General features: G+C 50.4%; 22 protein-coding genes and 2 tRNA genes. 5 read left to right on the forward strand and 19 right to left on the reverse strand.

The window, feature by feature from the left end; all coding sequences use genetic code 11:
- Window positions 1-2: 2 nt before the first annotated feature.
- Window positions 3-1,472, forward strand: coding sequence for an EAL domain-containing protein (locus tag AC6R0L_RS16235; protein WP_500629780.1), 1,470 nt, complete (start codon window positions 3-5; stop codon window positions 1,470-1,472).
- 204 nt (window positions 1,473-1,676) lie between these two features.
- On the opposite strand, the gene AC6R0L_RS16240 is transcribed toward AC6R0L_RS16235, so the two are convergent.
- The 3 genes from AC6R0L_RS16240 to AC6R0L_RS16250 form a co-directional block, all read right to left on the reverse strand.
- Window positions 1,677-2,981: a TRAP transporter large permease gene (locus AC6R0L_RS16240; protein ID WP_500629781.1), complete on the reverse strand. Its 1,305-nt coding sequence runs from the start codon at window positions 2,979-2,981 to the stop codon at window positions 1,677-1,679.
- Between the two features lie 4 nt (window positions 2,982-2,985).
- Entirely contained in the window at window positions 2,986-3,483 is a 498-nt protein-coding gene (locus AC6R0L_RS16245) for a TRAP transporter small permease (RefSeq protein ID WP_500629782.1), read from the reverse strand.
- 73 nt (window positions 3,484-3,556) lie between these two features.
- On the reverse strand, window positions 3,557-4,516 hold the full coding sequence (locus tag AC6R0L_RS16250; protein WP_334552255.1) for a TRAP transporter substrate-binding protein: 960 nt from the start codon (window positions 4,514-4,516) through the stop codon (window positions 3,557-3,559).
- Between the two features lie 360 nt (window positions 4,517-4,876).
- On the opposite strand from AC6R0L_RS16250, the gene AC6R0L_RS16255 reads away from it, so the two are divergent.
- Entirely contained in the window at window positions 4,877-5,914 is a 1,038-nt protein-coding gene (locus tag AC6R0L_RS16255) for a polysaccharide lyase family 7 protein (protein WP_500629783.1), read from the forward strand.
- 42 nt (window positions 5,915-5,956) lie between these two features.
- Here AC6R0L_RS16255 and AC6R0L_RS16260 read toward each other — a convergent pair whose 3' ends face one another.
- Window positions 5,957-6,901, reverse strand: a complete 945-nt coding sequence (locus tag AC6R0L_RS16260; protein WP_500629784.1) for a helix-turn-helix domain-containing protein — start codon at window positions 6,899-6,901, stop codon at window positions 5,957-5,959.
- Window positions 6,902-7,110: 209 nt separating this feature from the next.
- Here AC6R0L_RS16260 and AC6R0L_RS16265 point away from each other — a divergent pair, with 209 nt between their 5' ends.
- Genes AC6R0L_RS16265 through eat form a run of 3 tightly spaced genes read left to right on the forward strand, consistent with a single transcriptional unit; the run spans window position 7,111 to window position 10,802 of the window.
- Window positions 7,111-8,508, forward strand: coding sequence for an ethanolamine ammonia-lyase subunit EutB (locus AC6R0L_RS16265; RefSeq protein ID WP_500627686.1), 1,398 nt, complete (start codon window positions 7,111-7,113; stop codon window positions 8,506-8,508).
- Between the two features lie 3 nt (window positions 8,509-8,511).
- The gene (gene eutC / locus AC6R0L_RS16270) at window positions 8,512-9,390 is read left to right on the forward strand and encodes an ethanolamine ammonia-lyase subunit EutC (RefSeq protein ID WP_500629785.1); all 879 of its coding nucleotides are present in this window, start codon (window positions 8,512-8,514) and stop codon (window positions 9,388-9,390) included.
- An 11-nt stretch (window positions 9,391-9,401) separates the two neighbouring features.
- A complete protein-coding gene (gene eat / locus AC6R0L_RS16275; protein ID WP_500629786.1) occupies window positions 9,402-10,802 on the forward strand; it encodes an ethanolamine permease in 1,401 nt (466 codons plus the stop codon).
- A 481-nt stretch (window positions 10,803-11,283) separates the two neighbouring features.
- Here eat and AC6R0L_RS16280 read toward each other — a convergent pair.
- From AC6R0L_RS16280 to AC6R0L_RS16350, 15 genes are all read right to left on the reverse strand, one after another.
- Window positions 11,284-11,360, reverse strand: a tRNA-Val gene (locus tag AC6R0L_RS16280).
- Window positions 11,361-11,396: 36 nt separating this feature from the next.
- A tRNA-Val gene (locus AC6R0L_RS16285) sits at window positions 11,397-11,473 on the reverse strand.
- A 146-nt stretch (window positions 11,474-11,619) separates the two neighbouring features.
- Window positions 11,620-12,249 carry a sugar transferase gene (locus tag AC6R0L_RS16290; protein ID WP_500629787.1) on the reverse strand — a complete coding sequence of 210 codons (630 nt, stop codon included), beginning with the start codon at window positions 12,247-12,249 and terminating at the stop codon, window positions 11,620-11,622.
- 12 nt (window positions 12,250-12,261) lie between these two features.
- Window positions 12,262-13,449: a glycosyltransferase family 2 protein gene (locus tag AC6R0L_RS16295; RefSeq protein WP_500629788.1), complete on the reverse strand. Its 1,188-nt coding sequence runs from the start codon at window positions 13,447-13,449 to the stop codon at window positions 12,262-12,264.
- Window positions 13,446-14,537, reverse strand: a complete 1,092-nt coding sequence (locus AC6R0L_RS16300; RefSeq protein ID WP_500629789.1) for a glycosyltransferase — start codon at window positions 14,535-14,537, stop codon at window positions 13,446-13,448. The genes AC6R0L_RS16295 and AC6R0L_RS16300 overlap by 4 nt, the downstream gene beginning before the upstream one ends.
- A gap of 101 nt (window positions 14,538-14,638) precedes the next feature.
- The gene (locus tag AC6R0L_RS16305) at window positions 14,639-16,105 is read right to left on the reverse strand and encodes a GumC family protein (protein WP_500629790.1); all 1,467 of its coding nucleotides are present in this window, start codon (window positions 16,103-16,105) and stop codon (window positions 14,639-14,641) included.
- Window positions 16,102-17,217 carry a glycosyltransferase gene (locus AC6R0L_RS16310; RefSeq protein ID WP_500629791.1) on the reverse strand — a complete coding sequence of 372 codons (1,116 nt, stop codon included), beginning with the start codon at window positions 17,215-17,217 and terminating at the stop codon, window positions 16,102-16,104. The genes AC6R0L_RS16305 and AC6R0L_RS16310 overlap by 4 nt, the downstream gene beginning before the upstream one ends.
- Window positions 17,218-17,220: 3 nt before the next feature.
- Window positions 17,221-17,979 (reverse strand): acyltransferase, encoded by a 759-nt coding sequence (locus tag AC6R0L_RS16315; RefSeq protein WP_500629792.1) that lies wholly within the window; start codon window positions 17,977-17,979, stop codon window positions 17,221-17,223.
- A gap of 84 nt (window positions 17,980-18,063) precedes the next feature.
- On the reverse strand, window positions 18,064-19,446 hold the full coding sequence (locus tag AC6R0L_RS16320) for an O-antigen ligase family protein (protein ID WP_500629793.1): 1,383 nt from the start codon (window positions 19,444-19,446) through the stop codon (window positions 18,064-18,066).
- Between the two features lie 77 nt (window positions 19,447-19,523).
- Window positions 19,524-20,963 (reverse strand): lipopolysaccharide biosynthesis protein, encoded by a 1,440-nt coding sequence (locus AC6R0L_RS16325; RefSeq protein ID WP_500629794.1) that lies wholly within the window; start codon window positions 20,961-20,963, stop codon window positions 19,524-19,526.
- Between the two features lie 58 nt (window positions 20,964-21,021).
- Complete coding sequence (locus AC6R0L_RS16330; RefSeq protein ID WP_500629795.1) at window positions 21,022-22,176, reverse strand: glycosyltransferase family 4 protein; 1,155 nt, start codon at window positions 22,174-22,176, stop codon at window positions 21,022-21,024.
- Window positions 22,169-23,374, reverse strand: coding sequence for a glycosyltransferase family 4 protein (locus AC6R0L_RS16335; protein ID WP_500629796.1), 1,206 nt, complete (start codon window positions 23,372-23,374; stop codon window positions 22,169-22,171). The genes AC6R0L_RS16330 and AC6R0L_RS16335 overlap by 8 nt, the downstream gene beginning before the upstream one ends.
- Before the next feature lie 115 nt (window positions 23,375-23,489).
- Complete coding sequence (locus AC6R0L_RS16340) at window positions 23,490-24,554, reverse strand: glycosyltransferase family 4 protein (protein WP_500629797.1); 1,065 nt, start codon at window positions 24,552-24,554, stop codon at window positions 23,490-23,492.
- Window positions 24,529-26,007: a sigma-54-dependent transcriptional regulator gene (locus AC6R0L_RS16345; protein ID WP_500629798.1), complete on the reverse strand. Its 1,479-nt coding sequence runs from the start codon at window positions 26,005-26,007 to the stop codon at window positions 24,529-24,531. The genes AC6R0L_RS16340 and AC6R0L_RS16345 overlap by 26 nt, the downstream gene beginning before the upstream one ends.
- Window positions 26,008-26,074: 67 nt before the next feature.
- On the reverse strand, window positions 26,075-26,422 hold the full coding sequence (locus AC6R0L_RS16350) for an Hpt domain-containing protein (protein ID WP_500629799.1): 348 nt from the start codon (window positions 26,420-26,422) through the stop codon (window positions 26,075-26,077).
- Between the last annotated feature and the right edge of the window lie 37 nt (window positions 26,423-26,459).

Raw genomic sequence — 26,459 nt, forward strand, 5'->3', positions numbered from 1 at the left:
CTATGGTTGGATATCGTCAGGTTAAAAAAGCGTCGTCGCGCTTCGCGGTGTATGTCATCCCGCCGTTGCTGATTTTCGTTGCCTCAGTCTACTTTGCCACGCAAAAAATTCACCAAACCCTGCAAGATATCGGTGACCATTACATGGTCACCTACGAGCGCATCATCAACGGTATTCTTGATGAAAACCGCGCTGCACTCATCGCGCCCAATCTCTGTCATGTGATTCAGCAAAACATGCGCTATGAGCGAGAGGTGGAAGAGCAGCAAACCCTCCGCAATGGCCAAGTGATCTGCTCATCATTGAGCAACACCAGTGCGTTGTTTCCGCTGACCGAACCGGTGGAAAATCAGACCATTGAGGTGGTGCCGCTCCCTAACTCTGTGGATGTCTCACTAGCGGTGATTAATTCACGTGTGATTGATGGAGAGATCTACCACGCAGTGTCGCTGGTGGATAGAGATTTTATGCGGGCACGTTTGGGCTATCTGACGGAGCCGAACATCAATACGGCGGTGTTAATCGTAAACGGCAAAGTTGCTCCTGCTGGTGCGAGTATCCCAAACAGTTGGTTCGTGTATTCGATAGAGTCCAGTCAATTTGGCCATCGAATTCTCGTCGAGGCGAGCAGCGAGTTAATTCGACAGACCACGCTGTATTACGTGAGTCTTGCAGTACTGGCGTTAATCGTGCTGTATATCGCGGTGTTTTTACTTAGAATTCAGCTGAGCGCAGAGCGCAGCATGTACGCAGAAATTAAGCTCGCACTGCGTCGCAATGAGTTTGTGCTCCATTATCAGCCGCAAGTGGATGCGGCGTGTGGTCGAACGGTCGGGGTGGAAGCGTTGGTGCGTTGGCAGCATCCCACTCGAGGTTTGATCTATCCGGATGTGTTTATTCCCGTGATGGAGGAGTTTGACTTAATCAATGAGTTGACCGATGTGGTGGTCAAGCAAGCATGGAATGATTGGTGCGATCGCCACTTTGATGCGCCGTTCCACTTAGGGATCAATTTCCCGCCGGGTTACTTTGCCTCAGCGGAGAAGCAACTATTTTTGGTGAATCATCACGACCAGTTCGCAAAGCGCAACATTGTATTAGGTTTAGAGGTGACCGAGCGTCAATTGCTTGATGGTCAAGCCCGAGAGGGCATAGCAAAATTGCGCGAAAAAGGCCTCGAAGTGTTGATTGATGATTTTGGCACCGGACAAACCTCACTCGCGGTGTTAGAGCAGACCAAAATCGATGTGCTTAAAATTGACAAGTGCTTTGTTGATACCATCGGCGTCGACAGCGTGAGCGCACCCGTGCTTAACGCCATCATTAATCTAGCCAAAGCACTCAACCTGACCATGATCGCCGAAGGGGTTGAGTACGCGGAACAAGCCGATTACCTTCTCTCACAAGGGGTCAACTTGCACCAAGGCTACCTGTACAGTAAACCGGTGCCGCTTGGGCAGTTAGATCTATAGTTGTGGCGCGGTTGAATGGATGTAGTGCGTCTAACTCAGCTAGGAGGCAAAACCAAGTGCACAAAATTGCCAGACGCTACGGTTTGCATCTCGGTATGGATGTCGCGTTTAGTGACGAAGAGAGTGCTCTGTATATTAATATTGGTAGTGGGTTTTAGGGAATAGCAAAGTCCCCCCGTTACATGGCGTGACGGGGGGCTAAACTCAGTTAATCAAACCGAATGCTCGGGGCAGGGCCAAACTGATGTCAGGGACAAAGGTGATGAGCAGGAGAGTGATGATCAATACCGCGCAAAAAGGCAAAACTGCACGTATTACGCTCTCTATCCTTGCGCCGCTGACACTGCAGCCGACGAATAGCGCGGTCCCTACTGGGGGCGTCGCTATCCCGATGCAGAGGTTGAAGATGATCATCATCGCAAAGTGAATCGGGTGCATACCGAGTTGAGTTGCGATGGGCATAAATATAGGCGTGAAGATGAGCACGGCAGGGGTTAAGTCCATAAACATCCCCACGATGAGCAAAATCACGTTCATTAAAATGAAAATAATAATCGGGTTGTCCGAAATCGATAACATCCATTCACTGATAAGATTAGGCAAACCAGTGAAGGCCATCGCCCAAGACATAATTGTTGATGCACCAATCAAGAACAGCATAATCCCTGTGATTTCAGCCGTTTCCACACAGATGGTTTTTAGCTCTTTAACGCCGAGAGTGCGATAACATAATGACAAGAAAAACGAATACAAAACGGCGATACACGCGCCTTCAGTGGCGGTAAAGATCCCCCCTATAATCCCTCCAATGACGACCACGACCAACCCCAAGCTCGGTATTGCCCGCCAAGTAATGGTGAGAATTTCTCTCGCTGTATTTGGTTGCGACAAGGTTCGATAGCCTTTTTTCTTGGCAATAAAGTAGGCGACAACCATACAGCTGAGGCCCATTAAAATGCCAGGCACATAGCCGGCGATAAACAGTGCCGCGATGGACGTACCACCACTGACGACAGAGAAGACGATCAACGAATTGCTGGGTGGAATCAATAAGCCTGATGGACACGACGCCACATTCACTGCGGTAGCGAACGATTTGTCGTAGCCTTCCTTTTCCAGCTCTGGTTCTAGTGTTTTTCCTACCGCTGCCGCCGCGGCGACCGCTGAGCCGGAAACCGAGCCAAACAACATATTGGCAATCACATTCACATGTGACAACGAGCCGGGCATTTTCCCAACCAAGAGTTTTGCGAACTCGACCAACCGGTTGGCTATTCCCCCTCGATTCATGATGTTCCCTGCCAAAATGAAAAAAGGAATGGCAAGCAAGCTGAAGCTATCAATGCCAGTCACAATCTTTTGACCTGCGGTCATAAAGGCCACGTGAGGAGGAAGGATAGTACACATGATCACCAGTGAGGACATTGCGATGGCGATCGCAATCGGAATACTGAAGCTGATCATGACGATAAAGAGGCATAAAAGCCAAAAACCTACAGAGATATCCATATCATTACCCTTTAATGCGACGCTCTTGTTGGTTGAAGAGCAGTAAGGTGTTGAGAAGAAGGTAAACCAGCATTAACGCTCCTGAGAGCGGCAAAATGAAATAGACATAAGCCATCGGGATCTGTAGAGCAGGCGAAAACTGCAGCATCGTCCGACCAATGAGCTGGCTGCCACCTTTGATCATGGCAAGATAGATAAAGGCACACGACACCAAGTTGATGAGTAGATGGCAGTATTTTTGGTATTTAGGACCCACTGAACCGACAAAAAGGGTGATGGCCAGATGGCCATTTTTACCGAACAGATAACTGGCACCCAGCAGACCGAACCATATCATGGTGTACCGGGCAAGCTCATCAGTAAAAGAACTGGGATCGTTAAGTACGTAGCGACTAAACACCTGCCAAGTCACAGTAATGACAAGACTAATAATGGCCACGCCACACAGTATGAGTATCACTTTATCTAACGTCGTTTTTAACGTGTTAAGGGCAGAAACCATTGAAACTCCTATTTACAATGATTCAAAGTTGCAGCCCCACCGCGATGGTGGGGCTTGTTACTTTAAGGGTCAATCAGAGCTTTTGGATGGCTTCAATGTAGGTGCCTAAGACAGGGTCTTGCTTGGCACTGTCCAACATCGGCGCGACTTTTTCGCGGAACTTGTCTTTATCGACCTCAACAAATTTTACGTCCAATGTTTCGGCTAATTTCTTGTTCTTACTGTCGATATCAGCCCAGATCTTAATTTCTTCTTCCATCGATTCGGCGGCAGCTTCGCGGACTATGGCTTTCTGAGCGTCATTGAGGCTACTCCATGTCACTTCTGAAATCATGATGAGATCAGGCGTCATCATATGTTGATCCATGGAATAGTATTTCGCGACTTCAGAGTGTTTCATTTCGACTAAGCTGGAAATGTTGTTCTCTGCAGCATCAATTACGCCTTGCTGAAGCGCGGTATACACTTCCGTAAACGGAACGGGCGTCGCGCGTGCACCGAGCAGTCTCACCATTTCCATCATGGTTGGAGATTCTGGAACACGGACTTTGAGGCCAGCAAGATCGTCGGGGGTTTGAATGGGTTTCGAGCTGTAGAAACTGCGTGAACCAGAATCATACAGTGTGAGCCCGATGAACCCTTTTCCTTCGCTAGACTGGAGAAGTTGCTGTGCTGTCTCACTGCGCATAAAGGTATGCATATGGTCTGCATCACGGAACAAGAATGGGATAGAAATCGCTTTGTAAGTGGGTTCAAACGATTCAGCCAACGAGCCGTTGATTTTCGCCATATCGATGGCGCCTGTCACGACTTGCTCTGCTTGATCTCGCTCTGACCCAAGCATGCCATTAGGAAAGATTTTTACGTCCATTTCGCCATTGGATTTTTCTTTCACTTTCGCCGCAAAGATTTCCATCCCTGCATGGGCAGCGCTCTCTAGGTTCATCGCGTGACCTAATGTTAGCGTTCGAGCTTGCGCACCGAAAGCCAAGATCATCGAGGCGGCAGCCACCGTCAGAATCGTCTGTTTCATGTTGTCATCCTTTTTATTTTGGTCGGTAGAGTGAAGTGTCTTTCAAACTTCCTCATCAGTATTTTCTTGAATTATTTGTAATACAATGACACAAAAGTTTATATGTGCGGCAAGCCAGCATAATTGAGTGGAATTTAAACTGAATTGTGATTTTACTCATATTAATTGTTGCCAAAATCACCATTTTTGGACTTTATTTTTACTTTAATGCGTAATTTAGGCTGATTTGGTGGCATTTTGATCTGCGTGGCAAAATACAACTTTGTACTGTGAGTTGGATTGGCTTTTTCGTTCTTGGTTGTTTTTGAACAATAAATGATCATTAGTATGTAGGACAATAACACAAAAAGGAGTAACAAAATGAAACAAATGTTAGTGGCGACGTCGCTGCTTCTGTCCTTACCTACGCTTGCTGATGTGGCCAATAATGGTGTGAACTATCCCGTCCCTGCAGACAAGTTCGACATGCGCCACTGGAAGATCACCATTCCTTCAGACATTAACCAAGATGGCCGAGTCGATGAGATTGAAGGTGTTGCGATGATGAGTTATTCACACTCTGACTTTTTCTACCTCGATCGCCAAGGGCATTTGGTGTTTGAAGTGCACAATAAAGCCATCACCACCAAAAACTCTAAAAATGCTCGTTCAGAGTTGCGCCAAATGGCAAGAGGTGCGAACTTTGCCATCGGAACGCATGATCCTTTAAACAACTGGGCACTATCGAGCCATCCAGACGCCGAATCATTCAGTGCTATTGGTGGTAAACTCGAAGCGACGCTCAAGGTTAATCATGTCTCTCTTCATGCTAAGTATCCAAATAAGTATCCCGCCTATTCCGTGGTTGTCGGGCAGATTCACGCTGAAAAAGACAACGAGCAAATCAAAGCCAAGACAGGTTTTGGTCACGGAAACGAACCGATCAAAATTTTCTACAAGAAGTTTCCAAATCATAAAATGGGTTCAGTATTCTGGAACTATGAACGAAATTTAGCCAAAGACGATCCGAATAGAGAAGACATCGCCTACCCAGTCTGGGGTAACACTTGGGAAAATGATGCCGAGCCTGGTGAAGCGGGCATCGCCTTGGGTGAGTCATTCAGTTATCAAATTGAAGTTAACGGAACTACCATGTCTCTAACGTTTGAAACGGACCGTCATGACACCGTGACTTATGAGATTGATTTGAGTAAGGGGATTGATGACAAGGACTCACCTACCGGCTACGCCAAAGACGCGTTCTACTTTAAAGCAGGCGCCTATGGTCAATGTAGCGTTCAGGACAGTCACCCAATATGGGGGCCGGGTTGCGAGGGCACGGGTGATTTTGCCGTGGACAAACTCAACGGTGATTACAACAGCGTGACCTTCACAGAGTTAAAACTGAATGGCCAATAGTCTTAATAGACAGCGTTTCGATAGGGAAAGAGTTCGCCGTGCTCAGTCACGAGTGCCACTCATTCGCGTCTCAGACGGCGACTCTCCAAACAATTGACGGTAGCTACGGCCAAATTCTCCCATATGATAAAAGCCAAAGCGAAAAGCGATGTCTGAAATCGAACCATCCTCGAATGGCGCCTGCAGGGCACGCCTTACTTGATTGAGCCTGACGCGCTTGATGTACTGTTTGGGTGACACTTGGCAATAGTGCTCGAAGGCGTATTGTAACGTTCTCCGGCTGACATGTGTCGCTTGGCAGAGATCACTAACGGTGATGGGGCGATGAGAGGGCGCTTGAGTGACGTAATCGATGGCGCTCTGGATAAGACGTTGTTGCTGAGGGGCCGCCACCCGAGCGGTTGGTACAGAGCTGCGAGATAGTAATTCGCTAATGAAATCACACAATAATCGCTGATGAGTGTGAGCTGACCATACATGCCTTTCTGGATTGAGCAGGACACTGAGGTAACGTCTGAGGAGATTGGCGGATGACTCGTCTGTGATTCCAAGTAATGCGGGGTTGAGACCGGAACCTTGATGGTCGGTTTCACACAGTACATGATCAAGCACTGACTGGTCAGCGACGATACCGTAGATGGCATAATCTCGCGGTGTGACGAGTTCAAACTCGCTGTTGCTATCACGCACGAGAATATCAGAAGCATTCATCGGCCGCTGGTTGACAGTAATCGCACTAGCCTCGACGCTGAGACCTAACCATATCCCTTCTTCAATCGAGCATTGCTGACGCAGTGAACGATTACTGTCTTCACGAAACACATGCAGATGACGAAACCGTCGCTCTTGTATCATCCCACTAAAATTCCCCTCGCTGAGTTGATCATACTCTTGATGCCAGTTAATCAATTGGCCTGCTTGCTGATTTGCATCATTACAGTGACGTGTGCACAAGCTTGGTTCACTGGTTGGGGTATCGAGATCCATCCTGTAATACTCCTAATCTTCACTTTGCGCCATTGTGGGGCGCCCATCATTAACTCATTGAATAAAAAGGAGTTAAAGATTGCCAATTCTTGATAGTTGATTGGAACAGTTTTCGCTTCATTCCGTTTAAACACACGCTTAAAGAGATCATTCTCTCACCGGGAATGAAGAGAGCAAGAACTGCACCAATAGCCAAAAAGAGGTAACGGATGGCGATTTATCGACGGCAGCAAGGAACGACAGTATATACCTTTGCTTCACTGACGGAACTGATGGCCAAAGCGACACCTGAGCGATCAGGCGATCGTTTGGCTGGCGTGGCCGCAGAATCCGCCACCGAGCGCGCAATTGCGCAGATGACGCTGGCGGACTTGCCACTGAGCACATTTCTCGATGATCTTCTTATTCCTTATGAGGACGACGAAATCACGCGTTTGATCATCGATACACACGACCGTGAGGCGTTCAAGTTGATCGCTCACCTGACGGTGGGTGGCTTGAGAGACTGGTTGTTGAGTGATGAAGCCGATAGCCACACTTTGACCGCAATTCGGCCTGGCCTAACCCCTGAAATGGTCGCGGCAGTGAGCAAAATCATGCGCAATCAAGATTTGATTCTCGTCGCGAAGAAGTGTGAGGTGGTGACGGCGTTTCGCAACACGATCGGCTTACCCCAACGTCTATCCACACGCCTTCAGCCTAACCATCCCACAGATTCACTCAACGGGATCGCCGCGACCATTTTCGATGGCTTGATGTATGGCAATGGCGATGCGGTGATCGGCATCAATCCGGCGACAGACAACGTGCCGCAAGCGGTCAAATTGATGACCCTCATGGATGATGTTATTCAACATTACGCCATTCCTACTCAATCCTGTGTTCTGACCCATGTGACCAATACCATCGAAGCGATTGAAATGGGCGCGCCGGTTGATTTAGTTTTTCAATCTATCGGTGGCACGCAGGGTACCAACGACACGTTTGGTATTAACCTCAATATTCTAAAAGAGGCTCAAGATGCCGCACTCTCGCTAAAGCGAGGCACAGTGGGCAACAATGTTATGTACTTTGAGACAGGCCAAGGCACGGCGCTGTCGGCCAATGCCTTTCACGGTGTGGATCAGCAGACTTGTGAAACACGCGCTTACGCTGTCGCTCGTCACTTTGATCCATTGCTAGTGAATACCGTGGTGGGTTTTATCGGTCCTGAGTACCTGTTCGATGGGAAGCAAATCATTCGCGCCGGATTAGAAGATCACTTTTGCGGCAAGCTGCTCGGGCTGCCGATGGGTTGCGACATCTGTTACACCAACCATGCTTACGCGGATCAAAACGACATGGATAACTTGCTGACGCTGCTTGGTGTGGCTGAGTGCTCCTTCATCATGGGGATCCCTGGCTCTGATGACATCATGCTCAACTATCAAACGACTTCTTTTCACGATGCGCTTTATGCGCGAAAAGTGCTCGGACTAAAGCCCGCACCAGAGTTTGAACGTTGGTTAATGGAGATGCAGATCTTTGAAGATGTCAGCGGTGTGCGCCTCAGTAATCAAGTCGCGAAGTCGTTTTCCAACGCAATGAATCGAATCCAGGGAGCGTAGTTGATGGGTAAAGTGATCAGATTTGAGTCTCATCCTGCTCGAGAAAGTGTGGTCGAGAATCCGTGGCAGAAACTGAAAGATTTCACCTCCGCACGCATTGCACTCGGCCGTTGCGGAAGCAGTGTGCCGACCAACGAATGGCTGTCGTTTAGTTTTGACCATGCCAAGGCGATGGATGCGGTGCATTGCGCGCTCGACATTAACAAACTGGCGCAGGACATTACTCAATCAAGCGTAATGACTTCACAGATAGGACGAGAGCCCATTGTGGTGAAATCAAAAGCCAACGACCGCTTCGAATATTTGCAAAGGCCCGACTTTGGCCGTGAACTGAGCAAAGAGAGCATGGAGGTGATCGCGCAGCATCGACATGACCAACACGCTTATGACTTGGCCTTCGTTGTGGCCGATGGCCTCTCATCGGTGGCGATCCAGCGTCATGCAGTGCCACTGCTAGAAGCTCTGCTTGTGAGACTTACCAGCCAACACAACGCGCCTTGGCGCATCGCCCCCATCACGATTGTTGAGCAGGGAAGAGTGGCAGTCGGTGACGATGTAGCCCAGTGCCTCAATGCCAATATGGTTGTCGTTCTGATTGGTGAGCGCCCAGGGCTCACTTCGCCAGATAGCATGGGGATGTACCTCACCTGGGGCGCCAAGCGAGGCAGTAAAGACTCTGAGCGAAACTGCATCTCAAACATTCGGCCGCAAGGTTTGAACTATTCCGACGCTGCTTTTCGTGCCAGTTATCTTCTCGAAGAAGCGCGTTCGCTCAAGCTGACAGGCGTTAATCTCAAAGACCGATCCAGTATGGATGAGCAGCAAGATGGCATGACGCTCGGTGAACAACATCAATCGAACTTTCTAATTTCAAAACAGTAAAGGGAATCACTATGACGAAACATCAAGAATACCTTGCCAAACGGCAACTGAAACGAGGCACCGCCGGTTGGGTGCTATTAGCAGGACTAGGGGTCTCGTATGTGATCTCGGGAGATTTCGCAGGGTGGAACTTTGGTATTGCCCAAGCGGGTTGGGGCGGATTTCTGATTGCCGCCGTCGCGATGGCAGTCATGTATTTAACCTTGGTTCTCTCTTTAGCGGAAATGTCTGCCGCGATTCCAGCCGCAGGCGGTGGCTACAGTTTTGCACGACAAGCCATGGGCCCAACGGGTGGGTTTATCACTGGGCTTGCCGTCTTGATTGAGTACGCGTTGGCACCAGCGGCCATTGTCATTTTCATTGGGTCTGCCGTCAATGAACTGATCGGGATTGATGGGCCTTGGGTTTATGCACTCTTTTATGCCGCCTTTATCGCTGTGCACCTAGCGGGTGTTGGAGAAGCACTTAAAGTGATGATGGTGATCAGCGGTCTTGCGGTGTTCGCCATCCTATTGACCGCCGCGGTGCTTATTGGTCATTTTGACGCCAGTAAACTGTTCGATATTGCCCCAGCAAGCGCGCAAGCCACAGAGGCGCTGCCTTATGGTTGGTATGGCGTTTGGGCAGCGTTGCCATTTGCGATGTGGCTATTTCTCGCGGTGGAAGGGGTGCCACTGGCTGCTGAAGAAGCTAAAGACCCCGCGAAAGATGTACCTAAAGGCATCATAGGCGCGATGTTATTTCTGCTGTTTACTGCGGCGTTAGTTGTGCTTCTGTTGGCGGGTGCCGTAGGCTCAAACGTGATTGGTAGCAGTGCGGTGCCGTTAGTGGATGCACTTAAACTGACAGGTAATCCGACGATAGCCACCATTGTCAACGTGTTAGGGCTTGCCGGTCTGGTCGCGTCTTTCTTTTCTATAATTTATGGCTACAGTCGTCTGGTGTTTGCTTTGTCCAGAGCCGGTTATTTACCGAAGAGCTTGTCACTGACGAGCAAAAATAAAGTCCCTTCTCGCGCGTTAATCTTCCCTGGGATCTTTGGCTTTGTGGTGTCATTAACCGGAGAGGGCGATTTGATCCTCGCCATGGCGGTAGTGGGTGCGACCGTGTCCTATGCGCTGATGGCACTGAGTCATATTCTGCTTAGAGTCAAACAGCCCGAATTGCCAAGACCATACAAAACACCGGGCGGTGTGATCACATCGACGATCTGTTTGGTGTTGTCACTGATTGCCATGACAGGGGTGTACGCGTTTGATCCCTCTGCCTTTATGATGACACTCGGCTTGTTCGTGATTGGTGGTGCCTACTATGGTCTCTATAGCCGCAATAACTTAGTAGCGGGTACCGCAGAAGAAGAGTTCGCCATGCTCTCGATTGCTGAACAAGAGCTTGAATCGACCGCTTCTTGAGTAAACAGTTTCGATACTGTGAAAGCCAAGCGGATTTAGCTTGGCTTTTTTACGTCTGGCGATGTGAGCGATTGCGTTGGCTACAGCAACGTGGGGGAGCCTTCTATATTTCATGGACACCGAATTGGAGGCCTTCCTTCTGCGGTGGGTTGAACCAAAAATGACTCTTTGCAACTGTAATAAATGACGTGACTTCTATATCTCAAGGACACCGAAATTGAGTCCTACAACTTTCAGTTTGGACACCGTTTTGGTCACCAAACAATTTTTATTTAGCCACCATTTTGGACACCAGATGGACACCGAGCATTTTTGAGTATTAAGTTGATTGTTGTAGGTGAATAAAAAATGAATGTGTATGCACTTAGTAATTACGGGAGTAGGGTAAGAATTTAGGATTTAATCAACACAAAATTACAGTGATTAAAAACAACAAAGCCCGCAAGATGCGGGCTTTGTGCTTGTTCTTTAAGAACGAATTTGGTGGGTCCGGGCGAACTCGAATCGCCGACCCCTACCATGTCAAGGTAGTACTCTAACCAACTGAGCTACGGACCCAAATTCTTGTTCCACTGAACTTGATTCAGAAAGGAATGGTGCGTCCGAGTGAACTCGAATCACCGACCCCCACCATGTCAAGGTGGTGCTCTAACCAACTGAGCTACGGACGCATTCCCTTGGAACGCCGAGAATATTAACCAGTCTTAATTCCCTGTGCAAGCCTAATTTCAATGATTTGAGTGCGTTTGCTTTATATCTAATCGAATTGGCGCCGTTTTAGACGCCATTGGCGGTAAAGTGTGCATTGGGTCACGTGTTAGCGGCCTCGGCCGTTGAACATTACGCTGACGGTTTTGGTCATGATCGCCATGTCCATCAGTAACCAAGACTTCACTGACGACAAAGAGAGTGCGTAGCTGTGGTCGAAGCCGACTTTACGGCGTACATCGTCGATGCAGGAGTCGTAACCTTGGTTCACTTGCGCAAGGCCTGTGATGCCGGGCATAACGCCATAGGTGCGGTCGGCAAAGTAGGGAATAGCGGTCTCCAATTTTTGATAAAAGACTGGGCGTTCTGGGCGCGGGCCAATCAGTGACATTTCCCCTTTGATGACATTAAGCAGCTGGGGGATCTCATCAAGGCGGGTTTTTCTAAGGAAACGGCCGACAGGAGTGATTCGTGGATCGTTGTCGATAGCCCAGACCGCGCCACTCACTTTCTCCGCGTCTTGATACATGGTACGAAACTTAATGATTTCGAACAGCGCCATTCGGTCGGGGCTGGATTGACCTACTCGCAACTGCTTGTAGAGCACCGGGCCTGGAGAGGTGAGCTTGACAGCGAGGGCGACCAACACAAAAATGGGCGCGGATAAGACCAGACCAATCAGGGCAACGGTAACGTCGAACGCGCGTTTAGAATGTTTAATCGTAGTGTAAGCAGACATAATGAACTCCTGTTACTGGTTTTGACCAGTCCAACCTTTGGCGCCGACGCCACATAGATAGCGCAGACCACCGACAAAATTTGCGTAATGACCCATCACCACATACAACATCACTTTGCACACCTTGTGACGAAAGAGGATGGGAAAAAAGTAACTCAACACAGCGGTTGTGTATAAGAGGCATTGCACGAACAATGCCAAACTAAACAGCGGGTAGCTTGCAAGTAGTAAAGAGGTAACAAAACAGACAATCAATAGATACGGCGTGGCGAGTCTGAGCCCTTTGCCAGAGAGAAAAGCAAAAGCAACCCCGCGGTATTTGGGTAAGAGCATGTCTGCTAACTGTATGACTTGCTGCATGTTTCCTGCTGAGATGCGCAGGCGACGTTTGAAATCATTGTCTGGGTCAGTGGGCTCGAGTTCGAGCGCGACGAGCTCAGGTTCATAGACCGCTTGGTAGCCTTTTTTCACAATGCGCATCGGCAAAATGAAATCGTCGTTGATGGTATTCTCATCGAGAGAATCAAAAAGAGAAGTGCGAAAGAGATAAAACGCGCCATGTGCGCCTAAAGTCGAACCTAAGCTGACCTCTTGCTGTTTGACTTTGGTCTGATACTGCCAATAACGGTTTTCGCCTTGATGCTGGCTGCCAAACAGCTGGTAGTGACCATTGACCACGCCAACCTGACGGTTTTGGAAATGAGTATTAGCAAGTATCAGCGCATCCACAGAGATGATTGCAGAGACATCACTGAGCGCGGTGAGTTGCGTAGTCACCAAAGGAATCTGCTCATTCAGCACCGCGACTTTACCGCGGTTGGTGGCAAAATTCTTGATTTCGAAGTGGGTATCGGCGCAGATGGCCTCTTGCACCGTTTGCTGGGCGATATCCACGGTGTCATCAGTGCAGCCGTCACACAGAATCATCACTTGGTATTTGTGCTTGGGGTAATCTAAACAGGCTAGGTTACGAATTTTTTCCGCAATCCAAGCTTGTTCATTGTAAGCGGGAACCAAAATGGTGATGGAAGCACATTGTTCATCCTCTTTCTGCGCTTTAAAACCACGATTGGCATGGCGCGGCGCGTTGACGGGATGGTTTTTCGCATACCACGCCAATAGAAGTGGATAGCCAATATGATGGTAAATCACCAAACTGGCGGACAGGGCAAATAGCGCAATTAACATCGTATCGCTCATGCGCATGCCTCCTTAGTAAGCATTTGATAGGCTTTGATCATCTCGCGTATCTCAAATTGTCTTTCAACAAACGGGCGCGGTGAGAGGGGGAGTGCTCGGCGCTCTAGAGCCAAAATGGCTTCGCTGAGGGCGGTGACGTTGTCTGGTTCAATCAGCAGGCTAGATTGTGGACACAAGGTGTCCGCAGTGCCGCCGACATCGGTCGCGACAGTAGCAATGCCACACGCTTGCGCTTCCAGCGTCGCGAGAGGAAACCCTTCAAAGCGTGAAGGTTGAACAAATACGTCTAAGCATGGGTAAAAGCGCGCGGTATCTTCTACCAATCCAAGTAGAGTGAGCCGAGACTCGACGCCTAGATCGCGGGCGAGCACAATCAATGACTCACGCTCACTGCCTCTGCCGGCAATGACGAGATGGTAGTGGCTTGGCAGTGTTGCCAGTGCACGTATTGCGACATCGTGTCCTTTGACGTTTTCTAAGCGACCCGCACAGCCAATGAGCCTTTTATCGGTCGGTAAACCGAGCGCTTGTCTAGCCAGTGGCTTTGCGGCCGGTTTGAAGCGTGCGCAATCAATCCCGTTGTGAATCACGGTGGAGCGAGAATAGCCAAAGTGGCCGTCGATCACCCCTTTGACATGCTGCGCATCGGCCACCAGCCACGGCTTGGCGAAAGCGAGTGCGGCGCCCTGTACCCAGCGTGACTTGCTGTTTTCAAGGTGCCACGCATCGTGCTCAGTATGAATTCGATGTTTCACCCCCGCCATGCGTGCCGCGACACTGGCGTAAAGCAGTGGACCAATATGATGGGTATGCACTACATCCGGCTGCATGATTCGAAATAGCCGGTAGAGCGTGCGCCATGTCTTTAACTCTACCCCCGGACCTTTGCCAAGAAACAGTAGTTTGTCTTGAATCTCTGCAAGCGCAGGCCAGGCGTCAATCACTTGTTGAAGTTGACCTTCAAGGCTGATGATGAGGACTTTATGTTCGGGAGACTCGAGCTTGGTCATGTTAATCGCTAATGTCTCTATCCCGCCGGGGGTGAGATGTTGAACAACATGAAAGGTAAGTTTACGTTGTGTGGTCATAGGCACCTCATACTGATGATCGTTCCGTGATGGTTACTATGGAACTGCAGTATGTGTGCCGACTTTTATTTGATTATATTTCAGCAAGTTAAAATCTATTCCTATTTTGACACACGGCCATTGTCAATTTGAAATTCGTTATAGTTCGCGATCTTAGGAATAGAGGTGATGACGGGGCTGCCGGTGATCGCTTGGATCTCTTGGCGGGTGCGAATGGAGGTGTCAAACAACTCAATAAACGTGGCAATACCGCAACCTAGGCCGATGCCTGCGAATAACCCCGCGATGATAAATACGATAGTGGGGAGGTTATTGGGTGTGGTCGGTGTGTAGGGCAAATCAATGATTTTGACCCGTTTGCTTTGCTCAAACATACCGAGCGATCCGGTGAGCTGCGCCATTTCATAGCGCTGCAATAACTCGTCATAGAGCTGCTGCTTGTTGGCGACATCACGCTGAAGACGAAACATCTCACGCGCGTTGTCACCAAATTGATTGGCTTGCTGTTCAAGATCGGCAATGATCACTTCAAGGCTCTTTGTTTCTTCGTTCAGTGATTCGTAGCGTCCACGTTCCACTTGCAGGCTTTGCAGTTGGGTGACTAATAAGGGCTGCATACGGCGGATATCATCCAAATCTGTACTGCTGGCGATGTCCCACAATTGATCGCTCGAGACGGCGTTTTGTTTGACGGACAACAACGCCTCGCGCTCGCTTTCAAGGCGCTGCAATTCACGCTCTTTACCTTTCACTGCACTGTGGTTATCGGTGTATTTCGCTTTCAGTAGCGTCAGTTCGCTGCGGATCTCAATGATTTGATCCTCAATTTTGCCAACCACAGGATTGGTTTTTGACAGTTGCTCATCCAAAGAACCTAAGCTGCGTTTTACCCCGGCCAGCTCCGCTTGTTTTTCTGCCAAGCTTTGCTTGAGCGATGCCAGTCTGCCGAGGGCTTGGCTTTGCATTTCAGGAGTGACGGAGGCGTATTGGTTGCGAAACTTGGCCAGTTTGAGTTCGGCGTCATCGAGTTCTTGGCGACGTTTGTCAATGTGCATGGCGAGGAAGTTGGCTGAATCTTCGATGCTTGAGCGCTCAGGTGCCAACAGCTGGTCAATAAACTGATCGCTGATGGACTCTAACAGCTCTTTCATCCCGCTTGGCGAACTTGCGGTAAAGGTGATCTGCAAGAAATCTTTGCCAGGCTGCGTCACGCTGAGACTCTCTGCCAGTTTGTTGATAATAAACTCTGCCTCTTGGGGTGACGTATTGTCGTCAATCAACTGATGCTTGGTCGCCACTGCGGTTAACACATGGCGGCTTTTAAGCAAGGTGCTTAAGGCCGTAAGTCGTTCTTTGATCATCGACGAGACGGCTAAATCCTCCAAAAACGGATTCATTTTGGCGGTCTCTTGGATCAGCATACTGGTGTGCGAGGTGTATTTGACGGGGGCAAGGTGGCTGACTGCTAGCCCAACAAACGGCATGATCAGAATAGGCACAACGATGACGTAGCGCTGCCGCCACGCCCCGTTTAGTATCTGCATTAACCGCAGTTTAAGCTCATTCATAGCGCCTCCAGCAGCGTTGCGACTTCCTTGCCTCTTGCTTGCCAGCTCTCTTCGCGCAGATTAGCCGCTGGCTTATGGGTGCGTTGTGTTTCTATCGCTCTGAGCGCGCGAGAAAAACATTCGACACCGTCTATTAAATGTAGATGATTTTTGTAATCCAAGGCGGCAGGAAAACGACTTGAGATCACAGGTTTACCCGCGGCGAGGTATTCACGCAGCTTCAGAGGATTGCATGCCGCGATTTGTTCATTATCAACAAAAGGCAGCAATCCAACCGACCAGTGCTGGCTATATTGAGGCAATTCATGGTGCGCTTTGGGGCCGAGATAGTGGACGTTATCGCGCTTTGGTAGTGGATTATGGCTGAGTTCTTGCGGCCCGATGAAGACGAAATGCCACTCTGGATGACGCGCAGAGATAGCATCAATCAAGGGGTAATCGAGCCAATTGGAGACGCTGCCATAAAAACCGGCAATCGGTTTGCCGTCATTGGGTAGATCCTGGGCTCGCTCGGTGAAGGACTCAAACAGTTCGAGGTCAACACCATGCGGTAAGTAGTGGGTTTTACTGGCGGGAAATCGCGTCAGTAGGGCAGCGGCGGAGGTGAGGATCAAATCCGCATGCTCGACCAGTGTCGCTTCGTGCTGGGCGACGCAGGCGTGATCCACTCCCGCCAAAGAGGAGAAATCATCGCCGCAATAATACACCACCGCTGACTCGCCAAGATGGCCGCACAAATCAGCCGCCGTTGGCAGAGAGGTCCAGAGAATTGGCGAGCGTAACTTGAGTTTTTGTATCCACGGTTTGAGCTGCGCAATCATCATGTCACGCGCAACGCGTCTTGCTAGAGCAGAGCGCGGCGCAGGCACGGTACGTAAATTGATCACCTGAATATTTGGATGTTGACGCGTTTGACTGGCATAGCCTCCTTTGCCTCGCCCAAGCAGCTTTTGCCCGGCGCGTTTGAGATCGCTCAAAGTCCATTTGGGTTGGCGCAGGCCAATAGAGTTGACCCACAACACGCGGCGCGTCTGTGCCAATGTGCGAATGAGGTGCTGCGTGCTCGAAGGCAGGCCTGTGAAGTCTTCACCGAAAACAATCAAATCGCGCATGGGTTACTCCTTCTCTTCGCTAGAGGTTTTATCGCTAAAAGATTTGTCGCTAAAGGGTAAGGAATTGACCACTTTGGCAGGGTTGCCCGCCGCGACCACAAACGCCGGTAGTGACTTGGTGACGACGCTGCCAGCGGCCACGACGGTGCCTTGGCCGATCGTCACACTAGGGCAGACAGTGACATTGGTGCCAAGCCAGACATCGCGTTCTAAGATGATATCGCCGATGTCTTTGTCTAAATCCCCTTCGCCTAACGCGCGAAGTTGCGGATCTAACGAGTGGCCCGAATAGCCAAACAGAAAAGCACGCCCCGCAATGCGAACGTGATCGCCGATGATCACTCTGCTGCCCACGGCGATGGTGGTTTGCCAGCCGATGTCGGTATTACTGCCCACCACCAGTGTGGGGCGTTGAGATTGAGGGCGGGCAGAAAAGGTGGTGTGGCCGCTGATGCGCGCGTCATCGGCGATATGTATCTCTAGCGCGCCTGACACGTAAGGAACGCCTCCGTACAAATACAAGCGTTTACCGCATTGGTTCACCCGACCTTTAAAAATTGGCGTGTGCCAAAGAACGCGCAGCAGTGTTTGTACTGTGAGTGAGACAGTGCGATGAGCGTGGTACATCAAACGGCAAAGCGCGGTGGGAAAGGGAAGGTCACAAGCACGAATCGCTTTAAGCGTTTGGAAAGCACGCTGTTTCGAGGGGCTATCGCCATCGCGCAGCCACAGTTTGAAGGTGTTTAAATGGGTCGCCAACATAGTTGCCTCTGAAGGTGTTATGAGTGTGTATCCCTGAACACTTCACAGAGTGTGCCAAAATATAAAAACCTAAATTTCAGTGGCTTACGTTTGTTCGTTGGCGGCATTCTCAATTTGAGAATAGTTTTGACTCAATTTGGCGGTGGCGATGCATATTGAGGCGAGGATATACAGCGGCCAAGTGAAGCCTTGGGTAAGGAAGGTACCCGAGACAATGGTGCCCACCAGACCGGCATAGGTGGCGAAGGTCGTTGCACGTAAATAGGTGGAACAGTCGCACTTTGGCTTATCTAAAATGGCGAGTGCGCTGCGACTGGTGAGAATCAATTTAACGATAATGCCGCAAAAGACAATCAAACCGAGAAACCCGGTTTCAGCCAGCACGCCGAACCAAGTGCTGTGCACCGCGTGATTGACTCCATCCCAATGCGAGCTGTAGAAAAAGTAATTGGGGAAAAAGTTGTTTAAACCCACGCCCGTCAGCGGGTTGTCCAGCGCCATTTTAAACGCTGCTTCCCACGCGTAGAGCCGGCCCATGGCGGAGGCGTCGATGCCTTCCTCTGCCGCTCCGCCCGATTGACGATCTGACACACCCGCCAACGCAAACAGCACCAGCATGGCGACTACGCCCAGCGTGATCAGTAAAGTTTTGGAGCGAATCATTTTTAGACCGAAGATGCCAAATACCGCCAATGAACCAAGCAGGCCGCCGCGGCTCTGTGTGGCGATCACCGCCCACATGGTAAGCAGCATGGCCCCAAAGGCGAGATAGCGCAGCGGGCCAATCTCTTTGGCGGTGGCTAAACTGACGGCAAACGCCAACGGGAACATCAGCACCAGAGAGAGATCGTTCGGATCGCCAAGTACTGACCCCAAATGGCGACCTATAGTGACCCGCGTCCCCTCTACCAATCCAACCCCGGACAGTGAATTGGATATCGCCACGATAGCAATCAGGGTTCCTGCAATAACAATCCAAATTGAAAAGTGTTTTACCGCCTCTTCATTGTCGAGCAACCACGCGACGGCGAACGTCATAATAATGATCTTCCAATAGATGTTTTTGATGTATTCAATTGCAATTCCCGGGTTCGATGAGGTCACCGCGCCAAAAATAACCAACGCCCAGAACACGCTCAGCCAAGTGAAGGCTGGGTGCCAATACATCTCCAATTTACGGGTAATGATGGCATGCCAAAGCAGCGCCGATAGCGCGCCAAGTGAAAGCAATAACGGGATTTTCAGTGAGTAGAGGGCTGGGAGCGCTTCATGGATGCGAAAAAACGAAAACAGAACAAAAAACATCACCAACCAGAAGGAAAATCGCAGCACAAACAGCAGCGCAAACGGCAAAAAGCACAGCACCACGATCACGGCTGGGTGAGGGAGAAACTGCCACAATGCAAACAGCGTCAGGCAGAGCACCGTCATGGCGCTGAGTGTCATCCATTTACTTGCAACCACCATCGTTTGGCTCCCATGCTATCAGTGAGGTGAAATGGGTTAGGGACATTGGCACATTGTCAGCGCGACCTGCCGCATGGTTAATGCGCTGGGCTTCGTTTAAGCATAGTGCTTAGCTTGGAAATCAGCACTTTTTGCGCCACTAAGTCCACTAAAGAGAACAGTTTGGCGAAGAGAGACAAAGCGAAGAGACCGATTAAGCTCAACGCGCTGATCGCCATATACAGCCCTTGATCTTCGAGCCAGAGAGGCGTCAATACCGTCACCACGCTCAGTGTGATGACTTGGATTAGCCAAGCGAGATGAAATGGTAGTGGGTGATGACGCTGACTTAGCGTGAGCACAAGCACAAAGCGTACAGCTTGACCAAAGCCGAGGCAGATGAGAATCGCGCCTGCGCCCATCTCGTAAAACCATGCGCATAGTAGTAAGGCGGCTGTTGTCGCGATCACGTTCGACAGCAGCAACCATCGCGATTGCTTTGCCGCCAGTAGCCCGATGTTGGTCAGCTCGGTAAGCTCTTTTAATACCATGATGATGATTGCCAAAGGCAACAGTAATGCCGCGTCCTGGTAGCTAGCGGGCATCGCCACCTTGATAAAGAGCTGGGCAAACACGCCAACGCTCACCGCGATTAGGGTGAGGCACAGCACGCCAAGCTGAGTCATGCGCACCACGTAGCCTTGTTGACCTTTTTCCAGATGCGCAAAGCGTTTGGGCATCCACATCATATGAAACGGTTGAATCAAAATGCCCACCGCCAGCGCAAATTTAGCGGCAACCGCATAAAGACCAAGCTGATCGAGATTATTGCCCGCCGCGATAAACCAGCGCTCAGCACCACTCATACCAAACGCCACCATCGCAGAAAGCATAATGGGCGTTGAATAGCGCAGGTAACGCAGCAGTGTCGCTCTGCTTGGCAGTGACAATCGAAAGCGCAGCGATAGATGCAGAAAGAGGAATTGGCCCAATGTGCAGGTTACATTCCAGGCCACAATGGCAGTGATACTGGTGGTAAATTGCAGCAACGTAAATAGGCCGCCAAGCTGAACGGCCACAGTCGCAAGGGTCAGTTTGACGAACAGACTCGCTTGATCGTTCAAACGCAGCCAAGCTAAACAGATGGCCAGCGGCGCTTCGTAGCTCACAGCTAAGGCGATGAGAGCAATGTGCTGTGCAGATAAATCGCTGGGTGACGAGGCAAATAGCGTCACACCCGCAAAGGCGCTGAGAAGCAGAGAAATCAGAATAGTCACGCTGTAGAGTTTGCTGGCGAGACGTTTGCGAGTATTGCGCGCCTCTTCAACAGCAATAAATCGATAGAGGTTTTCATGCATGGCTAACCCGACGACCAGGCTTAGAAACATGGTCACCGAACCAATCAGTTCTAATTGACCAAGCGCATTAGGGCTGAGGTATCGGGCGACAAACGGCAGGGCGATCAGCGCTGAACCTTTCATTGCGATAAGGCTGAGGGCATAAAGTCCCATCTGTGCTATCGGATTCTGATTGGTCATAGTGACATCCTCTGTGTTGTCGTATTGATTATCTCATTGTTTACGCTTGATATTAGGGTTACGCAGCGCTGAGCGTGTTCGCGAAGGCTTGATAGCAATGTGTCGCGGTATAGCGTTTAGCGATGCGCTGCGCGCCTTGACAACATGTAGAAAAGAGTGCCTTTTTCGTCACAGCTTGCTCGATGGCGTGGGTGAGCGCCTCGGTGTCGCCCGCCGGATATTTGATGCAGTGCTCGCCGTCGGTCAGCACTTGATCCCAGTAAGATCCATCTTGAGGGAGGATGACGCACATCCCTGCGGCGAGCGCTTCAAGAATCGAGAGACCGAAAGGCTCATTGACACTGGTCGAGACAAATATGTTGCTCTCACGGCGCAGGGTGTCGAGATTGTCTGGATCATGGTGCCATTCGGTGTATTTCAATAATACCGGTGCGCGCGAAACTGGCAGTGTGGTCGATGTCGGAATCAAATAGCAGATGTGGGTTGCAAAGCGGGTGCGCTGATGTGCGGTTTTAAGCGCTTGCACAAACAGATCCAAACCCTTCCATTTAAGCAGTGATGCCGCCCAAAAACAGACGGGTGTCTTGTGCTGACAAGCGCTTGGCCAGTGAGACTCTTGCAAGCCATTAACAAATTCGACATAGCGCTCGCCGCTAAGGTAACACTCACTCAGTGCGTTAACCTCTTGCTGACCGACCGCGCTTTGTAAGTAGCAGCTTAACGCTTGGTTAAGGCTGGCTTTGGTCGAGGGCAAATAGTGCACCGAATCGGCTTGGGTTAAGCAGTACCCAATCGAGCGTGACAGCCCGACATTGCCGTGGATAAACTGAATCACCTCAAAACGAAAACAGGGCTTGAGCAAATAAAGCGGCATATCCAGCCCAGGACCAGACGCGCCGACCACCTGCTTGAGCTGACGAGTGGTCACGCAAATCATCGCCAAGGCAAGCATAAACCAAAGCTGACACAACCAGTAGCGCGCACCGTTGTGCTGCTTGAGCAGTGAACCGGGGATCCAGAGACGCACCACTTGCACATCGTGGGTACGATAAAAATCCGAATTGCGCCAAAACGTTGGGTCCACGGTGGCGATAACAAAGCGCTTTGAATTGACTTTACAGGTGCCAAGGGCAACGGCGGTGGCAATTTTGGATCCGCCCTTAAAGGGAATCGGATCAAACACGAGGGCTGATGAGCGGGGTGATTTAGCCATGTTGACCTCCAAAGCTGAGTCGGTTGCTGATGGCGGTTTTGATGGGCAGTAGAGTGCGAAGCACACCCACTTTCTTCGGCAGCTTTTGCTTGATCAGCTTGCGATATACGCGCTCAATATTGGCGCACGCTACCGAGGTGTCATAATGCTCAGTGATGTGCTGATAGGCGTTTGCTACTAAGCTGTCACGCAGTGCTTCACTGTTGATGACATTGCGCATCGCATTCGCCATCGGGCCGTAGCCTTGATTCACGTAGAGGACGCCGGTTTTACCATGCAGAACAAACTCAGGAATGCCGCCTTCATAAGGCGCCACGACGGGGATCTGTGCAATGGCGGCTTCGGCGACCACAAGTCCAAACGCCTCACTTCGAGCGCCGCTGATAAAGGCGTCACACCCTTTCAACCAACCCACGACATGGCTCTGCTCGCCCACAAAATTAACGTGTTCTTGTAGGTGCAGATAGTCACACTGCTGCTCTAAGTGATCGCGTTGTGGGCCATCACCAATCACAACCAGCTTCGTATTTGGATACTCAAGCACCACATGGCGAAGGGAGGTAATGATGCGATCAATGCCCTTACGGTGAATGAGCGAGCCGACAGTGGCAAAAAGAAAATCATCAGCCCCGAGGCCAAGCTCTTCGCGCACATTCACTTCAGGCTGGGTTTCAAGTGCGGTGACATCAATACCGTTGTGGATAACAGAGAGCCTGCGTTTATCAAAGCCATCACGCAAGAGCGTGCGCGCCACGTATCGGCTAACGGTAATCACATGCGGCGAAAGGTGAATGCCCAGCGTCATGCGATCGCGGGCCGTGTAAGGGCAGTGAAGCTGCGTAACCAATGGCGTACCCGTCGCGCGGGAAGCGGGAATCATCCACTGACAGGGCGCGCCACTGTTGACGTGAATAAGGTCAACATTCAACTTGTGCAGCATGACGGTGGCCTTTTTGACTAATCCTGACCAAGCTGAGACATCCAAGCGCGGCTTACTCCAACCGAGTAGCAGCGGGAACTCATCCAACTGACAGCGTAGACTCATCAGCTCGACTTGTTTTGCCAGCGAAGGGTTATTGGTCCACACCATTGGGTAATAGCCGAGGCGCGCGACGTATTTGATTTGGTCGAGCAAACACTTTTCGCTGCCACGAATCCAATCACTGCCGTAATGAACAAAAAGAATACGCTTGGCCATGGGGCTTCTCCTTAGCGGTTAATGAGCATAACAACCATATAGCAAGGAGGGTGCCAACTGTGCTTTGTGTGTAAATAATTGAATTTATTGGTTATTTATCTGCGTAGGATGAGGTTCAGTTTAAATTCTCAAATTGACAATCACTTTGGTAGTGAGGTCCATAGTAGAGTTTGAGTAGCGTCGGCAATGCCGCGCGCAGGGAGTAGTGGCGACGAACTGTCTCTACGGCGCTGTGACGCAGAGCCTGCTCTTGCGCGTTATCAAGTGCCAGCACTTGGCACAGCGTATCGGGTAATTGGGCAGGATCACTAACGAGAAAGCCATTTTTACCGTGTTTAATCAGTCGGCTCAAATTACCGACATCCATTGCGATGACGATGATTCCCCGTGCCATCGCTTCCAGCGCTGTCATGGGCAATCCTTCAAAGCGCGAAGGAATGACCAATACGCCGATGTCGGGCCAGATTCTATTCATCTCAGCTTGATGACCATGAAAGGTGAGGTTAGCGAGTCGCGGCTGCTGGCTTTTGGCCTCTTCTGGCCCAGTACCGTAAACATCAAAATGGTGATTAGGAAGTGCTTTGGCAAGGCCGACGAAGCGATCTGGCGCTTTTTCAAAACTGAGCCGACCGACATAGGCGATTTGATGACCGACTGAAGCCGCAATACCTTGCGTGTCGATAAAGTTGTTTTGTAACTTAGAACGAAACGGGATGCGAGCGCGAATTGCATCGCTGACACAGAGTGTGTGGTGAGACATAAACGCGCTGTAGCGGTCTAGAGCATCGTAGAGCCACACTTTACCACTGGGCACTTCGCCAGCATGGTAGGTGGAGAGTTGACGCACGCCCGTGATTAACCTCGCCACTTTCCCCATTAAACTTGCTTTGTAGCCGTGGCAATGCACGCACTGCGGTGCGTTCTGTTTTACTCTTTCAATTAAGGCAAACAGGGGCGACTGACCGCTGTCTGAGAGACAGTCGACGTCGACACCTATATCACGAAGTTTTTGTTCGAGTGGGCTGGCTGAACCATAGCGTCTGACCAAGAACACGCGAACCGGTACGTGATTGCGGATAAGTCCGGTCGCCAGCTGCAAGACATGGGTTTCGATGCCGCCGTAGGTGAGTGAATCGATCATCAACCAGACGGTTTTAGGTGAGCTCTTGCTGCTCATCATTTTCCCATGCCTGCTTTTTGCGATAGACGGTCGAAGGGCTCAACTCCAACAAAACAGCGGCATTGAGCACGTTGCCATCACAATACTCAATCGCTTGCTGAATGGCTTCTCGCTCGATTTGCCACATGGGCCGGATGGAGATTGGTTTATCTTCAACATGAGTGATAGGCTCGTCAGCGCTTTGTGCGGCGACGCCGAGTTCTGGCTGAGGTGAGGGCGGCACAGTTTGCGTGGCGGCAGGGCTAGAGACATGCACGGGCGTGGCAACTCGTGCGGCGGTTTTACCGCGGGTAATTTGCTCTGGCAAATGATCGTATTGCAATTGGGTATCGTCATTGAGCACTACAATGTTACGCATGATGTTTTGCAATTGACGCACATTGCCCGGCCAGGCGTAGCGCTTGAGCGCCGTTTCGGCTTCCCGGCGAATAGAGGTGAATTTTTTGCCGTCTTCTTTGGCATAGAGGGTGAGAAAATGTTTGGCGAGCGTGACAATATCGTTGCCTCGTTCGCGCAGCGGCGGCATTTCAATCGGCACGACATGGACACGGTAGTAAAGGTCTTCTCGAAAGCGGCCTTCTTCAACCTCTTTGAGAGGATCACGGTTAGTCGCGCAGATGATTCGGACATCCACCTTCATCTCTTTGCTACCGCCGAGGGGCGTAAAGGTGCCCGTTTGCAGAAAACGCAGCAGTTTCTTTTGCATTTCCAGCTCCATTTCACACAGCTCATCCAAAAATAGGGTGCCGCCGTGGGCCATTGACGCGGCGCCTTTGCGATCCGCCGTCGCGCCAGTAAAGGCGCCTTTGACATGGCCAAAAATCTCGCTTTCCATCAGATCTTTGGGTATCGCGCCGCAGTTAATGGCAATAAAGGCGTTGTCGCGTCGTTTGCTTTCATTGTGAATGGCTTCAGCGCACACTTCTTTACCCGTACCACTCTCACCGACGATAAACACGCTCGCGCTGGTGGGGGCGACCGAATCAATGATTTTATAGACGCCTTGCATCGGCAAGCTAGAGCCAATAAAACCATGAAATTGAGGTCGGTCGAACTTGGCTTCAATGTCTTCAACAAGGTGCTCAAGCTTGGCTTGCTTGATGTGCAGATTGATGGAAGTGATCAGTCGGTCTGCATTGATCGGTTTCTCTAAAAAGTCTTTCGCGCCTTTTTGCACTAGGCTCACCGCAAGATTGACGGAGCCATGCGCGGTGGCCACCACCACCGATGTTGGGATCTGCTTTTCATTGATCCAATCTAAAATGTCTTCACCATCCATATCGGGCAATTTGAGATCGAGAATCACCAGATTGGGCGCGTGGCGCTCAATAAACGCCATTGCGTCCCGCCCTGTCTCAACATGAAACATATCAAAGTCTTCATGTTTGACGTATTCCTTATACAAAATCGCGAGGGACGTTGAATCCTCGATAAGAAGTACTTTAGATCGCATGATTGATTCCTTGGTTAAGTCCTTGGTATTGGCTGCGAGTACTGAGCGCTTGGTGTGAAGCGAGCACTCAAAAGCCCTGTTGTTGTCGTTCTTGTAGGGCTTGGATCGATTCCTGTGTCAGCTGGTTGAGCTCAGGACACAGCGCGAACGCAGGTGCGGCTTTATCATCCAGACAGAGGTGCTCGATTTTTCGTGCAAGGTTGGAGAGACGCCGACAGCCGAGCGCTAACGAGGCACTGCCCAGAGTATGACTTTCAAATTCAAGTACAGATTTGTCGTTGTCGTTGGCCGCTTGCATGATGCGCTGAATGCGTGATTGGGTCTCTTCAACAAAGTGGTCGATCAGCATCGGCACCACATCTGCACTGGTATCTTGGATCATCTGCTTAATGATACTCTCATCGATTAAACTCACATCGCTTCCTTCTAACCGGCTGATATACATTAAGAAT

This window comes from Vibrio sp. R15-SG3-ISO1A, from assembly GCF_059833955.1.

Bases quoted from the DNA above. Each gene is read 5' to 3' on its own strand.
- AC6R0L_RS16235 (WP_500629780.1), top strand. From the start codon at position 3: ATGGTTGGATATCGTCAGGTTAAAAAAGCGTCGTCGCGCTTCGCGGTG.
- AC6R0L_RS16240 (WP_500629781.1), bottom strand. From the start codon at position 2,981: ATGGATATCTCTGTAGGTTTTTGGCTTTTATGCCTCTTTATCGTCATG.
- AC6R0L_RS16245 (WP_500629782.1), bottom strand. From the start codon at position 3,483: ATGGTTTCTGCCCTTAACACGTTAAAAACGACGTTAGATAAAGTGATA.
- AC6R0L_RS16250 (WP_334552255.1), bottom strand. From the start codon at position 4,516: ATGAAACAGACGATTCTGACGGTGGCTGCCGCCTCGATGATCTTGGCT.
- AC6R0L_RS16255 (WP_500629783.1), top strand. From the start codon at position 4,877: ATGAAACAAATGTTAGTGGCGACGTCGCTGCTTCTGTCCTTACCTACG.
- AC6R0L_RS16260 (WP_500629784.1), bottom strand. From the start codon at position 6,901: ATGGATCTCGATACCCCAACCAGTGAACCAAGCTTGTGCACACGTCAC.
- AC6R0L_RS16265 (WP_500627686.1), top strand. From the start codon at position 7,111: ATGGCGATTTATCGACGGCAGCAAGGAACGACAGTATATACCTTTGCT.
- eutC (WP_500629785.1), top strand. From the start codon at position 8,512: ATGGGTAAAGTGATCAGATTTGAGTCTCATCCTGCTCGAGAAAGTGTG.
- eat (WP_500629786.1), top strand. From the start codon at position 9,402: ATGACGAAACATCAAGAATACCTTGCCAAACGGCAACTGAAACGAGGC.
- AC6R0L_RS16290 (WP_500629787.1), bottom strand. From the start codon at position 12,249: ATGTCTGCTTACACTACGATTAAACATTCTAAACGCGCGTTCGACGTT.
- AC6R0L_RS16295 (WP_500629788.1), bottom strand. From the start codon at position 13,449: ATGAGCGATACGATGTTAATTGCGCTATTTGCCCTGTCCGCCAGTTTG.
- AC6R0L_RS16300 (WP_500629789.1), bottom strand. From the start codon at position 14,537: ATGACCACACAACGTAAACTTACCTTTCATGTTGTTCAACATCTCACC.
- AC6R0L_RS16305 (WP_500629790.1), bottom strand. From the start codon at position 16,105: ATGAATGAGCTTAAACTGCGGTTAATGCAGATACTAAACGGGGCGTGG.
- AC6R0L_RS16310 (WP_500629791.1), bottom strand. From the start codon at position 17,217: ATGCGCGATTTGATTGTTTTCGGTGAAGACTTCACAGGCCTGCCTTCG.
- AC6R0L_RS16315 (WP_500629792.1), bottom strand. From the start codon at position 17,979: ATGTTGGCGACCCATTTAAACACCTTCAAACTGTGGCTGCGCGATGGC.
- AC6R0L_RS16320 (WP_500629793.1), bottom strand. From the start codon at position 19,446: ATGGTGGTTGCAAGTAAATGGATGACACTCAGCGCCATGACGGTGCTC.
- AC6R0L_RS16325 (WP_500629794.1), bottom strand. From the start codon at position 20,963: ATGACCAATCAGAATCCGATAGCACAGATGGGACTTTATGCCCTCAGC.
- AC6R0L_RS16330 (WP_500629795.1), bottom strand. From the start codon at position 22,176: ATGGCTAAATCACCCCGCTCATCAGCCCTCGTGTTTGATCCGATTCCC.
- AC6R0L_RS16335 (WP_500629796.1), bottom strand. From the start codon at position 23,374: ATGGCCAAGCGTATTCTTTTTGTTCATTACGGCAGTGATTGGATTCGT.
- AC6R0L_RS16340 (WP_500629797.1), bottom strand. From the start codon at position 24,554: ATGATGAGCAGCAAGAGCTCACCTAAAACCGTCTGGTTGATGATCGAT.
- AC6R0L_RS16345 (WP_500629798.1), bottom strand. From the start codon at position 26,007: ATGCGATCTAAAGTACTTCTTATCGAGGATTCAACGTCCCTCGCGATT.